Here is a 16,050-nt window from a genome sequence, read left to right on the forward strand (position 1 = left end):
ATCGGTCAGAGTGGGTTTGAACAGCACTTATACCAGCCACAGGGCGAGCCTCAAGATTCAGGTTCGCTAATCTCGATAAACTGATGCTATCAGTGATTCGGGTAAACGACCGCAGCCCATACAGATGTATGGTTGAAAGATGATAGGTATATTGCCAGTTGCATTTGGGGTGGAGTTTTATGAAATATCAAATTATTCCGGTGACGGCCTTTAGCCAGAACTGCACCTTAATCTGGTGTGAAGCCACAAAGCAGGCCGCATTGGTGGACCCTGGTGGTGACGCAGCCAAGATCATTGCTGAAGTTGCACGTCAGGGGGTAACGGTCAGCCAGATTTTGTTGACTCACGGCCATCTGGATCATGTGGGTGCTGCTGCTGAGTTAGCCGCTCATTTTGATATCCCGATTTATGGCCCTGAAAAAGAAGATACGTTCTGGTTAGAAGGGCTACCGGCACAGAGCAGAATGTTTGGTTTGAGCGAATGTGAAGCTTTTACCCCAACCCGTTGGTTGACCGAGGGTGACAAAATCACTGTTGGTGAAGTGGAGTTATCGGTATTGCATTGCCCTGGGCATACGCCAGGTCACATTGTCTTCATTGACCAACAGGGGCGTCTGGCACTGGTCGGTGATGTTATCTTTAACGGTGGTGTTGGACGTAGTGATTTCCCACGCGGTGATCACCAACAACTGATTAACTCCATTCGGACTAAATTGTTGCCTTTAGGTGATGACATCACGTTTATTCCCGGTCATGGTCCAATGTCTACGTTAGGCCATGAACGGCAGACTAACCCGTTTATACGTGAAGAACCGGCTATTTGGTGATGTCGACATCATAAACAGCTAGAATTTCAAAGAAGGCACCGTCAGGTGTCTTTTTACGTTATATTGAATAAGTGATTTACATATTTTGTGAAGCAATAGTTATTTATCTATTGGTGCTGTGATCATAATGATGATAGCGGTCGGTGCTTATATTATCTTTGCGAGGTGGATAAAGCCTGACCAACAAACAGTCGTCACGTTAATTGACCCGGCACTGTTTCTGCTGCCGTTTTGAGTTCGTAATATTACGAGCGCCTTTCAATGGAAGCCACTATGCCGTTTCGTCGTTTCAGACTGAATAAATTCCTGTCCCGGCTAAGTTTTTCTTGCATGGTATTATTCTTATTTCTGTTGTTAGGGGCGGCAGTGATTTATGCGCAAACCAAAGCCAATATGCATCAGGATGCTGAAGCTAAGTTATTACAAGGTAGGGCTCGATTCGAGCAGATATTTAATAATTTGCAGCATGCGGCGCTTCAGGTAGAAACCGGATTAGGTAAACCTTGCATGCAAGTTGTTCAAAACCTGCGGGATCAAGTTGTCATTATACCGGATGTGCGTTCAGTCTCTTTAGCTAAGGGGACGACCATCTATTGTTCCTCGATATATGGCCCACTTTCCACGCCGTTTGATCTAGATGTGTTCGTTGATGGTCAACTGGAGCTAATGCAGGGTAATGATGTCACTCCAGATCGTGCTTTGATGGTGTATCGGCTGGCGCGAGGTGATTACAGCATACTGGTCGCGGTCGATGGCTATTATCTGCGCAGCATCCTTAACTTATTAAGTGGTGATATACAGTTGTATCTGAGGGTGGGTGATAAATGGATGGATGCGGTGGGTATGGTACATCCAGGCCACCCCCCCGAGGGAAGCGAACCGTTATCTCTGGCCTCAGACAAGTTTGCTTATTCATTAAATACGACGCTATCTAACCAGCAATATTTGGCCTATGCCTGGCAATATAATCAAGGTAGCCTGATATTTTTCATCTTAATGAGCATCGGTTCAGCCGCGCTGGTTTTCTGGTTATCGGGTAGGGCGGCATCACCCACGCAGGTATTAAAACAGGCGTTAGAAAACAACGAGTTTGTTGCTTATATGCAGCCGATAGTATCAGGCAAAGAGCAATGCTGGGTGGGTTGTGAAGTTCTAATGCGTTGGCAGCATCCTGTTAATGGTTTAATTCAGCCAAATAAATTTATTCCGATGGCCGAGGACAGTGAACTTATTGTTCCGATGACTCGCGCTATCATGCAGCAAGTTAGTACCACTTTTGCACCTTACGTAAATCAGTTACCGGAAGGTTTTCACTTTGGTTTTAATATCAGTGCTAACCATTGCCGTGATCTGAGTCTGGTAGATGATTGCCGCCGTTTTATTCAGGCTTTTGGTGGTAATAAAATCAATATCACGTTGGAATTAACCGAACGGAAATTAATCGTTGCCGATGAGATTACCGACCGATTATTTGCCGAGTTGCATGCTTTGGGGGTATTTATTGCTATCGACGATTTTGGTACCGGACATTCAAGTCTGACTTATTTGCAGAACTTTAAAGTGGATTTTTTGAAAATTGACCAAAGTTTTGTTGGCATGATTGGTTCCGATGCATTGTCGAGCCACATTGTCGGGAATGTTATCGATCTCGCTACCCGACTAGGGTTGCAGACCATTGCAGAGGGAGTCGAAAACGACACTCAAATGCGCTATTTACAGGCCCATAACGTCGACTATCTGCAAGGCTATATGTATGGGCGTCCTATGCCGATGAGCGAATTTGCCAAATATATGTTCCATTAAGACTCATATTCTGACATTTGAAACAAAATAAAAAGGGTGCATATGCACCCTTTTTACGGTAAGTCATTGATGCTTAATCACAGCACAGCAACGATAGCTTCACACAGCGGAGCCATGTTATCAGGTGTCATACCTGCAACGTTTACCCGGCCAGAGTTGACAGCATAAACAGCAAACTCATTGCGCAGGCGCAGAACCTGTTCTTTGGTCAGGCCACTGAATGAAAACATCCCATTCTGGTTAATGATAAAGCTGAAGTCCTGCTTCGCACCTTTTTCCTGCAATGTATTCACAAACAACTGACGCATACGATGAATGCGCTGGCGCATATCGGTCAGTTCTTGTTCCCAAATGGCGCGTAATGTCGCGTTGCTCAGGATGGTGGCAACCACTGACGCACCATGGGCTGGTGGGTTGGAATAGTTAGCACGGATAACGGCTTTAACCTGGCTGAAGGCGATATCGGCCACGTCGCTGCTAGCGGCAACAATGGTGCAAGCCCCGACACGCTCATTATACAAACCAAAGTTTTTCGAATAAGAGCTACAAACGATCAGTTCCTGATGTTTGGCAGCGAAAATACGCAGCCCCTGAGCATCTTCTTCCAAACCTTTGGCAAAACCTTGGTAGGCGAAGTCAAACAGTGGTAGCCAACCTTTGGCGACTGACAGCTCAGCTAATTGGCTCCATTGGGCTTCGGTTGGGTCGATACCGGTAGGGTTATGGCAGCAGCCATGGAATAGCACTACGTCGCCAGCCTGAGCTTCTGAGAGGCTTTTTAATAGCCCATCGAAGTCCAGTGAATGGTTCGCAGCGTCATAATAGGCATACTCAACCACTTCAAGCCCTGCAGCGGCGAAGATATTTTTATGGTTCGGCCAGCTAGGGTTACTGACCCAGACACGTTTAGCGCTGGTCTGATGGGCGATAAAATCAGCAGCAATACGTAACCCGCCGGTACCACCTGGGGTTTGAGCGGTACGCGCACGCTTATCGGCAATAATAGCGCTGTCGGCACCGAACAACAGTTCTTGTGTACAACTGGCGAAAACCGGCAGGCCATCAATACCCAGATAGTTTTTAGTAACTTCGTTTTCCAGCAAATACTGCTCAGCTTTCTTCACGCTGGTCAGCACCGGCGTTTTACCGGTTTCGTCTTTGTAGACACCAATCCCCAGATTGATTTTATGAGGGCGGTCATCCGCGCGGAAAATATCGGTCAGGCCCAGAATCGGGTCAGCAGGTGCAGCAGTGATTTTTTCAAACATGTCAGAGGCTTCCATGGCTTAGCGTTAAGCAAACAGAACTATCAGGGTAGCGCCAGTTGCAGTCTTTGCCAACCGTTTGCGATAAAAAGAAATGAATGTTGTGAGGCGGGGGAATTCAGGGTGAAAAATCGGCAAAATAGCGTATTCGACAGCGTAATATCCCTCTATTGGCTAAGGATAAAAACAAAAAGACAGAGCCGAAGCCCTGTCTTTTTTAACTTATGTCAGCAGATAAACTGCGTGATTAAGTTTAACTTAGAACTGGTATACCAAGCCAACACCAACAACGTCATCAGTGTTCAGCTTGTTAGTACGAGTGAACTCGTTTTCGTCCAACAGGTTGATTTTGTAATCAACATAGGTAGACATGTTTTTGTTGAAGTAGTAGTAAGAACCTACAGAAACATATTTCAACAGATCTTGGTTATCGCCATTCGCGTTAAGATCTTTCCCTTTAGACTGAACGTAGCCTAAAGATGGACGCAGACCGAAGTCGAACTGGTATTGTGCAGTGATTTCAATATCACGAGTTTTGTTAGCAATAGTGTTGCTAAAATCACCGTATGGAGTCAGGTTCTGAGTTTCAGCATACATTACAGCCAAGTATACGTTGTTAGCGTCGTATTTAGCACCAACGTTCCATGCCTGAGCTTTATCGCCTTCAGCAGTACTGAATGCTTTTTGCTCGTTAGTGCGGTTTGCAGAAGAGAAACCAGCACCAAAGTTCACACCGTAACCGATATCATAAGTTGAAGAGATACCGAAACCGTCGCCATTCTGATCTTTCAGGTTAGCACCAGTGTAAACACCGGTAACTGGGTCAATAGAACCAGCACGGTCATTCTGGTTTTTGCCTTGATATTGCAGAGCAAAATTCAGGCCATCAACCAGACCGAAGAAGTTGGTGTTACGATAAGTAGCCAGACCAGTAGAACGACCAGTCATGTAGTTATCAGAGTTAGAGATAGAGTCGCCACCGAACACTGGCAGCATGTCAGTCCATGCGTTAACGTCATAGATTACGCCGTAGTTACGGCCGTAGTCCAATGAACCGAACTGATCAAATTTCAGACCAGCAAAGCCCAGACGGGTTTTGTTGCCTTTGTCGCCTTGAGATTCAGCGTGGTTAGCCTGAACGTTGTATTCCCACTGGCCGTAACCGGTCAGTTGGTTAGTAATTTGGGTTTCACCTTTGAAGCCGAAACGAACATAAGTTTCGTCGCCGTCTTGGCCAGCGTTGTCAGAGAACTGGTGACGCGCGTCAACTTTACCGTACAGATCAAGTTTGTTGCCGTCTTTGTTGTAGATTTCTGCTGCATTAGCTGCGCCAGCTACTAACAATGCTGGGATTACTACTGCAAGAATATTGCGCTTCATCATTATTATTACCCTCATTGGTGTTATTCGGACACCTGCCACTGCCGCCAATAATTTTTTTGGAACTATTGTTGAGAGTTTGGTGTCGTCTGTGTCTGAACGCAGTGTTCCATTCACAGACCTGATAATCCACACCGAAAATGCTACCAATTGCCTGAATGTGTTTCATTGAGATACTATGTGTTGCTAAATGTAAATATCAGGGAACTTTGTGACTTAGATCGAACTTTAAAAAATGACAAAAGCCAGCAGAGCTGGCTTTTATTTATACAAATAAACATTTTTTTCGAAATGACGAACTTAGAAGCTGGCATTTCTCGGTGTGCGTGGGAATGGGATGACATCCCGAACGTTTTGGACCCCTGTTACATAGGAGATCAATCGCTCAAATCCAAGGCCAAATCCTGAATGCGGTACCGTACCGTAGCGACGCAGATCACGATACCACCAATAATCTTCTTTATTGAGGCCCATCTCTTCCAGACGTGCGTCCAACACATCTAAGCGCTCTTCACGTTGTGAACCCCCGATGATTTCACCAATTCCCGGCGCTAATACATCCATCGCTGCAACGGTTTTGCCATCTTCGTTCATCCGCATATAGAAAGCTTTAATGTCTTTCGGGTAGTTTTTAACCACTACCGGTGCCTTAAAGTGTTTCTCAGCCAAATAACGCTCATGTTCAGAAGACAAATCTATGCCCCATGACACGTCATTTTCAAATTTCTGGCCCGATGCCAGCAAAATCTCGATAGCGTCGGTGTAATCAACCTGAGCAAAATCAGAGGTGACAAAACGTTGTAGGCGATCTACCGCATCTTTATCTACCCGCTCAGCAAAGAACTTCATGTCATCAGCACGTTCATTGAGCACCGCCTGGAAAACATATTTCAGCATTTTCTCGGCCAATGCGGCGACGTCATCTAAAGAAGCAAATGCGACTTCAGGTTCAACCATCCAGAATTCCGCCAAATGACGGCTGGTGTTGGAGTTTTCTGCCCGGAAAGTGGGGCCGAAAGTGTAAACTTTGGACAATGCACTGGCGTAGGTTTCTCCATTCAACTGACCGGATACCGTCAGGAATGCTTCTTTACCGAAGAAATCCTCGCTGAAATCGACAGCTCCAGTATCTGTGCGTGGCAAGTTTTCCAGATCCAGCGTCGACACGCGGAACATTTCACCAGCACCTTCGGTATCTGAAGCGGTGATCAGTGGGGTAGAAACCCAGAAGTAACCATTTTCATCGAAGAAACGGTGAATTGCCTGCGCTAAGGTATGGCGGACACGGGCAACAGCACCAATCAGGTTTGTACGTGGGCGTAAGTGAGCCACTTCGCGCAAGTATTCGATGCTGTGACGTTTTGCCGCCATCGGATAGGTATCGGGATCATCAACCCAGCCGACCACTTTGATAGCAGTTGCCTGAATTTCAAAGCTCTGGCCTTCACCTGGTGATGCCACCACTGTTCCAGTGACTTCTACTGAGCAGCCGGTAGTCAGATGCAGTACTTCATCCTGATAATTAGGCAAAGCATTATTCACGACGGCCTGTAACGGGTCAAAGCAGGAACCGTCATAAACGGCAACGAAGGAGATACCCGCTTTAGAATCTCTCCGGGTACGCACCCAACCGCGTACGGTGACTTCACTGTCAACCGCAGCACGGCCTTGCAGTACGTCGACTACAGGCACTACGCTCATAGATTTCTCTCTTTAATAGTTTTGATATAGAAATAGTTAACAACCCAACCAAATGGGGATGTTGCTATGTTACTTGCGGCAGTGCAGGACACAAGTAGAAATCACCAGATCAGTGCAACATTTCTGTCGTTATCCTTAATAAAGGCGGCACAAATCAGAGCTGGGTTTAATTGGGAAGTGGTTGTGAGGGGAAAACGGCTAAGTGAAGTGGCTCGCCGGGCTATATTAACGCCCCGACGAACCCTCATTATGCAGGCCGATACTAACTGGCCTTTTTGACTAACGGCAGGGCGAATGCTTCGCGTAACTCATCAACAAAAGCCGGGTCCTGACAGATAGTTTTACCCGGACTATCCGAGAGTTTTGCGACCGGCTTGTTGTTGCATTCAACCAGTTTAATGACAATATTGAGCGGTTTAACGCCGGGAATATCACAAGTTAAACGGGTACCGATACCGAACACTAATTTAATTCGTTGATAGAAATGGCGATAGAGTGACAACGCTTTTTCCAGATCTAAATTATCTGAAAACACCAATGTTTTACTCATTGGGTCAATACCCAGTTTTTCATAATGGGCGATAGCTTTTTCACCCCATTCTACCGGGTCACCTGAGTCATGGCGCAATCCTTGATAGCGATTGGCGAATGTCTCATCAAAATCGCGCAAGAAGGCATCCATGGTAATACAGTCAGTCAGTGCGACACCAAGTTGATTTGGGTACTCATCTAACCAGACTTGTAGTGCCACGCGCTGACTATTGGCCAGTATCGGACTTATCTGCTGATGAGCCTGGAACCATTCATGGGCTTGAGTACCGACCGGAGCTAATGCCAGGTTGCGGGCTAAATCATAGTTGCTGGTACCTACAATATAGGGGAACTCATCTTTTAAGCTGCTGACAATAGCATGCTGTATATCGCGTGAGAAACGGCGACGGGAGCCAAAATCCATTAGCTTGAAATGACTAATATCGATATCAGCGCTGAGAATCTTAAACTGCTGAAGTTTGTTGCGCAGTTGTGTGACGGCCTCGGCTGTTGTGACACCGACTGACCGGCGCCGATGAACGATTTCACTGATCACTGCCAGCAAAGGGACTTCCCATAAAATCGTTTCGCACCATAAACCGGCAATCCGAATATCTAATTTACCGTCATTATTGGATACGGTGACCTGCTCAGGGTTAAAACGAAAATCCCGCAACCAATTGAGGTAATCATCTTGAAAGAAGGGTAACCCCGAGAGGTAGGTAAACTCATCATCGGTTAACGCTAATTGTTTCATTAGCGCTATCTGATGGCGGATTTCATCGGCATATTCGCCCAGCAACTCATCACCACGGCAGCGGAATTCAGCGGCAACGGTAATATGGCGATAGCGATGGAACACGGCTTGTTGCATATGGAGCTTATAAGCATCCGTATCAAGCAGTGAAGTCAAAATCGGTGAGGCGTCTTGGGTCATGGCGCTATACAGCATCCTCGTAGGAGCATTTTCCGCAGTCAGCATATACCCTTGGTACTTGAAGTTGTCAGGGCTGCTTCGTTCACTCACCCGAATTACCTACTTATGTAAGCTCATCGTGATGCGTTCACTGGCCGCCGACCGGCAACACCAATTACTTTGGACATAATCTATAAAGTCGCAGGAGTATACCGGTATTATCCTGTTATTGAAGCCTCATCACACCATAAATGCTAATCACAGGTCTAGGATTAAACGTGCCATTATCAGTGAAACGGCTATTTTCTTTAGTGGTGTTGGCCCTTAAGGTCAGATTTTTAGCTGTTTAAGCTAATAAAGGATAAATTAACTTATAAAATATAGGGTTATTAAATTGCACTACTGAGCAACAAAAGGTAAATCTTTGTTTCCTGTTGGTTATCAGAGGTCACCTTGGCGGCCTGGTGCGGGTATTTCCCCATCATTGAGATATCACAATCAACGCAGAGCAATGTGGGGAAATAGCAAACATCATATTATATGTTTAGACATCGACTTAGATAGTGCAATCAGGGAAGATGGCCGTAGGGTAGCCCCGATCCCGCTTGATTGCGGATATGGTCGATGAATTCTTGGCTAAGCGCTACAACATCATAGGCATAGGGTGGGATCCTGCCGATATCAGCGTCAAACCCACAATTGTTGAGTTCAGCAAGGCTATGGTTAAAAGTCGAGCCGTCATCATTAACTTTATCGCCGCCATTAAACGCCTTCATTACCCGACATTCAGCCGTAAGGTCATTAACCAAAAATATATTTTTCTCTGATAAAATACTGGACTGATAACCCAAGCCATAGCTGTATTCGTAGGGATATATAGGATCTGATTTATCTTGCTCAAATAAATTATTATAGAGATGTATGCTGGCGAAACGAACTCGCGGAGTGCGCTGGATTATCCGCGTAAAGTAATTATTAAAGAATGTAACGTGCATGGTTCCTGCATCTTGCTCAGCATTACTATCGCTATGACCAATCAAAATAGTTTTGTCATGTAATTCAAAACGGCAGTGAGAAACCGTGACATAGTCAGAGCCGCGTTTAATATCTAACGCGCCATCATGCTGAACAAACTTCCAGCCATCCTTCTCGGTGTATTGATCAATCGTAAAACGGCCATCACTAAACGTGACATGGTCTACCCAGACATGGTGTGAATTAATGATATTTAAACCATCCCATTCAGCATTCCACCCATCACCTTCTTCAAACTGGGGATCGACATCTACTGGGTTCTCAATAAAGGTCTGAATCTATGTTCAATCTTATTAATGTATGAAGAGCAATGTGCATGATGTCGGGTTCCGTGCTGATGGTATTGGCATATTCTGCTGTCAGAAATGACGATGCCGAGCAAATCAACGGGTATTTTGCTCACCAAATGCAAGCAGGAAAATGAGCTGCGAGGCGGCTCGAAAAAAGCACATTCAATGCGTTATTTGCCGTAATAGCACTCGCTCTCACCTAGGTTTTTTTTACAATTGTGATACATTGAAAAGCTATCTGAGTCTGAGGCCAATGGGCTGACAGCAATGTTCTGGTCGCCGTGATACTGGCCTTATACGACTATTAATACAGACCTGATAATCATATTCACTGATGACGTCAAAAGGGTTCCTATGACACAACAGCCGCAAGCTAAATACCGTCACGATTATAAATCGCCGGATTACACCATTACCGATATCGATTTGGACTTCGCACTGGATGCGCAAAAAACGACGGTAACGGCGGTCAGTAAAGTAAAACGTCAGGTAGCAGATGTGACGCCGTTGATTCTAAATGGTGAGGATCTCACGCTCGTCAGTATCAGTGTTGATGGGCAAGTTTGGCCTCATTATCAGCTACAGGATAACTCGCTGGTCATTGAGCAATTACCAGCACATTTCACACTGACAATCGTCAATGATATTCATCCTGCGACCAACAGTGCACTTGAGGGATTATATCTTTCCGGTGACGCGCTGTGCACCCAGTGTGAAGCCGAAGGTTTCCGCCATATTACTTACTATTTAGACCGTCCTGATGTTTTGGCCCGTTTTACGACCCGCATCGTGGCTGACAAATCTCGTTATCCTTATTTGCTTTCCAATGGTAACCCTGTGGGGCAGGGTACACTGGAAGATGGTCGTCATTGGGTAAAATGGCAAGATCCATTCCCTAAGCCTTGTTATCTGTTTGCTCTGGTTGCCGGTGATTTTGATGTTTTGCGCGATAAGTTCATTACCCGCTCCGGGCGTGAAGTCGCATTGGAGCTTTTTGTTGACCGCGGTAATTTAGATCGCGCCGACTGGGCGATGACGTCGTTGAAGAACTCCATGAAATGGGATGAGACTCGTTTTGGTCTGGAATACGATCTCGACATCTATATGATTGTCGCGGTTGATTTCTTCAATATGGGTGCGATGGAAAATAAAGGCCTGAATGTATTCAACTCTAAATATGTTCTGGCAAAAGCTGAAACAGCAACAGATAAAGATTATCTGAACATTGAAGCGGTTATCGGACATGAATATTTTCATAATTGGACAGGTAATCGAGTCACGTGCCGTGATTGGTTCCAGTTAAGCCTGAAAGAGGGCTTGACGGTATTCCGTGATCAAGAGTTCAGCTCTGATTTAGGTTCACGTTCAGTTAATCGAATTGAGAACGTACGCGTAATGCGTGCCGCACAGTTTGCCGAAGATGCCAGCCCAATGGCCCATGCCATTCGACCAGACAAAGTTATCGAGATGAACAACTTTTACACCCTTACCGTGTATGAGAAGGGTTCAGAAGTTATCCGCATGATGCATACCCTACTGGGTGAACAACAATTCCAGGCCGGTATGCAGCTCTATTTTGAACGCCATGATGGTAGTGCCGCAACGTGCGATGATTTTGTACAAGCAATGGAAGATGCATCGAATGTCGATCTCTCTTTATTCCGTCGCTGGTATAGCCAGTCCGGCACTCCGATTCTGACCATCCGTGATGACTATGATGCTGAGAAGCAGCAGTACCATCTGCACGTCAGCCAGAAAACCTTACCAACCGCTGACCAGCCGGAAAAACTGCCACTGCATATTCCATTAGATATTGAACTATATGACAGTAACGGAAATGTGATTGCGCTACAGAAAAACGGCTTGCCGGTCCATCATGTCCTGAATGTGACCGAGTCTGAGCAGACATTTACCTTTGATAATGTTGAACATACGCCGATCCCCTCTTTGCTGCGCGAATTCTCCGCTCCAGTCAAACTGGATTATACCTACAGTGATCAGCAGCTCACTTTCCTGATGCAGCATGCGCGTAATGAATTCTCTCGTTGGGATGCTGCCCAGAGCTTGCTGGCAACCTATATCAAACTTAATGTTGCCAAGTATCAGCAGAAACAGCCGCTGAGTTTACCCACTCACGTTGCGGATGCTTTCCGGGCAGTATTACTCGATGAAAATCTTGATCCGGCTCTGGCAGCGCAGATCTTGACCTTACCGTCAGAAAATGAAATAGCAGAGCTGTTTACTACCATTGATCCGCTGGCGATCAGTGCGGTTCATGAGGCTATTACTCGTTGTTTGGCTCAGGCATTGTCTGATGAACTGTTAGCCGTATATGTTGCGAATATGACACCTGTGTATCGTATTGAACACAGTGATATTGCCAAGCGTGCATTGCGTAATACCTGCCTGAATTATCTGGCTTTTGCTGATGAAGACTTTGCTAACAAGTTGGTCTCGTCACAATACCACCAGGCGGATAATATGACTGATTCGCTGGCCGCATTGGCGGCGGCAGTCGCTGCACAATTACCTTGCCGTGATGAGTTGCTTACAGCCTTCGATATGCGTTGGAATCATGATGGTTTGGTTATGGATAAATGGTTTGCACTGCAAGCGACGAGTCCGGCGGCTGATGTTTTGACACAGGTGCGGGCTTTGCTTAAGCATCCGGCATTCAGTTTGAGCAATCCAAACCGCACTCGTGCGTTAGTCGGTAGTTTTGCTTCGGGTAATCCGGCGGCATTCCATGCCAGCGATGGCAGTGGTTATCAATTCCTGGTCGAAATTCTCAGTGATTTGAATACCCGTAACCCGCAGGTGGCTGCACGGCTGATTGAGCCGTTGATTCGCTTGAAACGTTATGATGCTGGCCGTCAGGCTCTGATGCGCCAGGCGCTGGAGCAACTTAAAACGCTAGATAATCTGTCCGGTGATTTATACGAGAAGATAACTAAAGCACTGGCCGCATAATGGCTAAATCAGCCAATAGCGCTGCCCACTAACGTTACCTTCACAGCACAGAGGGCAGCAATGCCCTCTTTTTTATGGTTCTTGACCTACAAATAGTTAACACCTTGTTATCAATATAGTTAAACAAAGAAATTCTTTGCGTGGCTTTACTGAGCAATCGTTTACTTTCCTGATAGATAAATTTACCATTCCCGCGTCTATCCATAGGTTGAAAGCCGGTCAGGAGATCACATGTACTACCCACTCGTCAAAAAAGCACTATTTCAGCTTGATCCAGAACGTGCCCATGAATTCACTTTCCGGCAGTTAAAACGTGTTACTGGCACACCACTCGAATTCCTGGTTCGCCAGTCGGTACCAACCAAACCAGTGAGCTGTATGGGATTGTCATTCAAAAATCCATTAGGTTTGGCGGCGGGGCTGGATAAAGACGGTGAATGTATTGATGCTCTGGGCGCGATGGGGTTCGGTTTTATCGAAGTGGGTACGGTGACACCCCGGCCACAGTCAGGTAATGATAAGCCAAGGTTGTTTAGGATCGTTGAGGCTGAAGGCTTGATCAACCGGATGGGATTTAATAATCACGGAGTTGATAACTTAATTGAAAATGTCAAAAAATCACATTTTGGCGGAATATTAGGTATTAATATCGGGAAAAATAAAGATACCCCGGTAGAGCAAGGTAAAGAAGATTACTTGATTTGTATGGATAAAATTTATCCTTACGCGGGATATATTGCGATTAATATCTCCTCACCTAATACCCCAGGGTTACGATCTTTGCAGTATGGTGAAGCGTTAGATGATTTGTTGGCAGCAATTAAAAATAAACAAACTGAATTACATCAGCGCCATCATAAATATGTTCCTGTGGCAGTAAAGATCGCGCCGGATCTTACCGAGGAAGAGTTGATCCAAATAGCTGACAGTTTAGTTCGCCATAATATAGATGGCGTTATTGCCACTAATACAACGTTAGATCGCTCTCTCATTCAGGGATTAAATTATTGCGAACAAGCCGGTGGTTTAAGTGGCCGACCATTACAATTACGTAGCACGGAAGTCATTCGTCGCTTATCGCAAGAACTGCAAGGGCGTCTGCCAATTATCGGGGTAGGTGGAATTGATTCGGTTACTGCCGCTCGCGAAAAAATGGCGGCAGGTGCTTCATTGATTCAAATTTATTCCGGCTTTATCTTCCGTGGGCCTGGTTTGATTAAGAATATCATCACTCATATCTAATTATTTAACTTCATTACTGGCCGGGGGGTTTATTTCTTCCTCCGGCTCGTCTATATTTTACTCCGGTAGATTAAATATACAGCGAAAGCCCTATACCTAAATAATGTGAGTTGCAGGTAAGCGGTAATCGAATAACAAAGTGGTCGTGAACTGATTTGAACGCGGCTTATAGTGTTCTCGTAGCGGCGAACTTCATGGATGGGCTGAGTAACGAGAGCCGCCAACGCACATGCTGTTTGAAGTATGATGCGGTTATATGAAATTAATCCCATTTGATGGGCGAAGAACTCAGTTATTGAGTCAATGATGTTAGCAGCATGGCGGGAAGGAAAAATATGCGAATTAAACCAGATGATAAATGGCGTTGGTATTTTGATACCGAACACGACCGACTGATGTTGGATTTAGCTAATGGTATGATATTTCGCTCGCGTTTCCCGTCTAAAATGCTAACCCCAGATGCTTTCGATGAATCCGCATTCTGTGTCGACGATGCCGCACTCTATTTTGAATTCGAAGATCAATGTCGCCAAATTAAATTGAGCCATGAACAACGTTCAGAATTGGTGTTAAATGCATTGGTCGCATTTCGTTTCCTAAAACCACTAATGCCCAAAAGTTGGTATTTTGTACAATATCCTAAAGCGCTGATGCCAAAAAATGGTGAGTTGGCGTTAGTTAAAGTATTGGATAGTGGTGAAGATGTTCGCTTGTTAGTGGTTGAGTCGGGTGATTCGGCAAGTTTGTGTTTATTAGCACAATCACAAGTGGTATTAGCTGGACGGCAGATGGTATTAGGTGATGCCATTAAGATAATGAATGACCGTTTGTTGCCACTTATCATTGCAGAGGTTTATACCGCCCCAGCTTTCGACCGAGCGGTATAATTCCCCTTCATACCGCAGTATAGTGGTTAGCTGCGTGCAGAGAGTAAGTTTATCGGGATTATCTTATTTACCGCTGAGGGTAATATCCCCTGTGGGAATACAGCTACAACAAAGAATAGTTCCGTCGTTGCCAATGGCACTCTGTTTTAAAGGCGCAACATCGCCATTCACTAATGTAATTCTACAACTACCACATATCCCAGCCCGGCATGAATAAGGAATGCGGATATTTTGCTGTTCCAATTGTTCCAGCAATACCTGCTGATTATTGCCATTAAAGCGAATGCCGTTATATTCAATCGATACCGCTTTGGATTGCTCAAGTGGTGCCGCCAGGCTTTCAACTATGGCACCTGCACTGTATGGCCGTGGTGGTTTGGTTGACAGAATTTCTACTTCATCGCCTATCCGAATAATACCGCTGTTCCTGGCCACCATATTCTGGCCAAAATCGATATCGCCATTTTCCGCAGTTCGGAATGTCTGTAGTGTTCGTAATGGCTCACCGGCGGGGTGTTTCCGCCCGCGTTCTACGCTGACGGTGGTTAATACACAACGGCTGCATGGCTTAACCAAATCAAAGGTGATATCTCCAACGCGAATCACCTGCCAACTGTCTTCGGCAAATGCACTGGCACCGGTTACGACTAAATTCGGGCGAAACTGTTCTAATTTAATACTGCCAGGGCAGCGTTGCTGTAGTTCTTTAAATGATGCTTCGTTAATGAGCAGATAAGGGAAGCCATCAGCAAAAGACAGTGGAATCTCTGGCATCGGCTTCACCCTGCGGGTTAACTGGGCACCGAGCCAGCGTAATTGCACTTCACGCTGAAAATAGCCACTGAGCCAGTTATTGATGGTCTCAGGGGCAATTAGCGCCGTAAAATGATTTCCCCAGACTTCCGTTGGTTCAGCATTGGCTAAAAAATCATTAAAGCGGATACTGGCACTCTCGCCATCGGGCGCCGTGAGATATAAACCGTCCGGCATTAATGCCGGGGTGAACAACACCATCTGCGGATTTTGGCGCGCAGTAATAAAAGTGCCATCCGGTTCGGTAATCATAAATACGCGGTCAAAGGCCAGCCCACTGCTGCTGACTTGAGCATGAGAAAGCTGCAAGCCGCGCATGGATTTCACCGGATGAACGTAGAGTCGGGAGAGGGTAATCACCATTGCCTCCGTGCGAGTATTAAATAAGAA

General features: G+C 45.7%; 11 protein-coding genes. 5 read left to right on the plus strand and 6 right to left on the minus strand.

The window, feature by feature from the left end:
• The first annotated feature begins 179 nt into the window (after positions 1-179).
• Both V1956_RS10665 and V1956_RS10670 read left to right on the plus strand, forming a co-directional pair.
• On the plus strand, positions 180-827 hold the full coding sequence (locus tag V1956_RS10665) for an MBL fold metallo-hydrolase (RefSeq protein WP_372559325.1): 648 nt from the start codon (positions 180-182) through the stop codon (positions 825-827).
• Positions 828-1,100: 273 nt separating this feature from the next.
• A complete protein-coding gene (locus V1956_RS10670; protein ID WP_442825082.1) occupies positions 1,101-2,630 on the plus strand; it encodes an EAL domain-containing protein in 1,530 nt (509 codons plus the stop codon).
• Between the two features lie 77 nt (positions 2,631-2,707).
• Here V1956_RS10670 and V1956_RS10675 read toward each other — a convergent pair whose 3' ends face one another.
• The 5 genes from V1956_RS10675 to V1956_RS10695 form a co-directional block, all read right to left on the minus strand.
• Entirely contained in the window at positions 2,708-3,898 is a 1,191-nt protein-coding gene (locus tag V1956_RS10675; protein WP_420071297.1) for an amino acid aminotransferase, read from the minus strand.
• A 255-nt stretch (positions 3,899-4,153) separates the two neighbouring features.
• The gene (ompF, locus tag V1956_RS10680) at positions 4,154-5,275 is read right to left on the minus strand and encodes a porin OmpF (RefSeq protein ID WP_372559920.1); all 1,122 of its coding nucleotides are present in this window, start codon (positions 5,273-5,275) and stop codon (positions 4,154-4,156) included.
• A 300-nt stretch (positions 5,276-5,575) separates the two neighbouring features.
• Complete coding sequence (gene asnS / locus V1956_RS10685; RefSeq protein WP_083158454.1) at positions 5,576-6,976, minus strand: asparagine--tRNA ligase; 1,401 nt, start codon at positions 6,974-6,976, stop codon at positions 5,576-5,578.
• 262 nt (positions 6,977-7,238) lie between these two features.
• Positions 7,239-8,444: a nicotinate phosphoribosyltransferase gene (gene pncB / locus V1956_RS10690; protein WP_372559919.1), complete on the minus strand. Its 1,206-nt coding sequence runs from the start codon at positions 8,442-8,444 to the stop codon at positions 7,239-7,241.
• A gap of 548 nt (positions 8,445-8,992) precedes the next feature.
• Positions 8,993-9,736, minus strand: coding sequence for a pectate lyase family protein (locus V1956_RS10695; RefSeq protein WP_442825801.1), 744 nt, complete (start codon positions 9,734-9,736; stop codon positions 8,993-8,995).
• A 366-nt stretch (positions 9,737-10,102) separates the two neighbouring features.
• On the opposite strand from V1956_RS10695, the gene pepN reads away from it, so the two are divergent.
• From pepN to V1956_RS10710, 3 genes are all read left to right on the plus strand, one after another.
• The gene (gene pepN, locus V1956_RS10700; RefSeq protein ID WP_372559322.1) at positions 10,103-12,718 is read left to right on the plus strand and encodes an aminopeptidase N; all 2,616 of its coding nucleotides are present in this window, start codon (positions 10,103-10,105) and stop codon (positions 12,716-12,718) included.
• A gap of 231 nt (positions 12,719-12,949) precedes the next feature.
• On the plus strand, positions 12,950-13,960 hold the full coding sequence (pyrD, locus tag V1956_RS10705; protein WP_005184626.1) for a quinone-dependent dihydroorotate dehydrogenase: 1,011 nt from the start codon (positions 12,950-12,952) through the stop codon (positions 13,958-13,960).
• Positions 13,961-14,295: 335 nt separating this feature from the next.
• Complete coding sequence (locus tag V1956_RS10710) at positions 14,296-14,847, plus strand: cell division protein ZapC (protein ID WP_083158459.1); 552 nt, start codon at positions 14,296-14,298, stop codon at positions 14,845-14,847.
• Between the two features lie 63 nt (positions 14,848-14,910).
• Here V1956_RS10710 and V1956_RS10715 read toward each other — a convergent pair whose 3' ends face one another.
• Positions 14,911-16,023, minus strand: a complete 1,113-nt coding sequence (locus V1956_RS10715) for a YcbX family protein (RefSeq protein WP_372559321.1) — start codon at positions 16,021-16,023, stop codon at positions 14,911-14,913.
• Positions 16,024-16,050: the final 27 nt, after the last annotated feature.

The organism is Yersinia sp. 2540 StPb PI (assembly GCF_052217165.1).
Taxonomy (GTDB): domain Bacteria; phylum Pseudomonadota; class Gammaproteobacteria; order Enterobacterales; family Enterobacteriaceae; genus Yersinia; species Yersinia enterocolitica_E.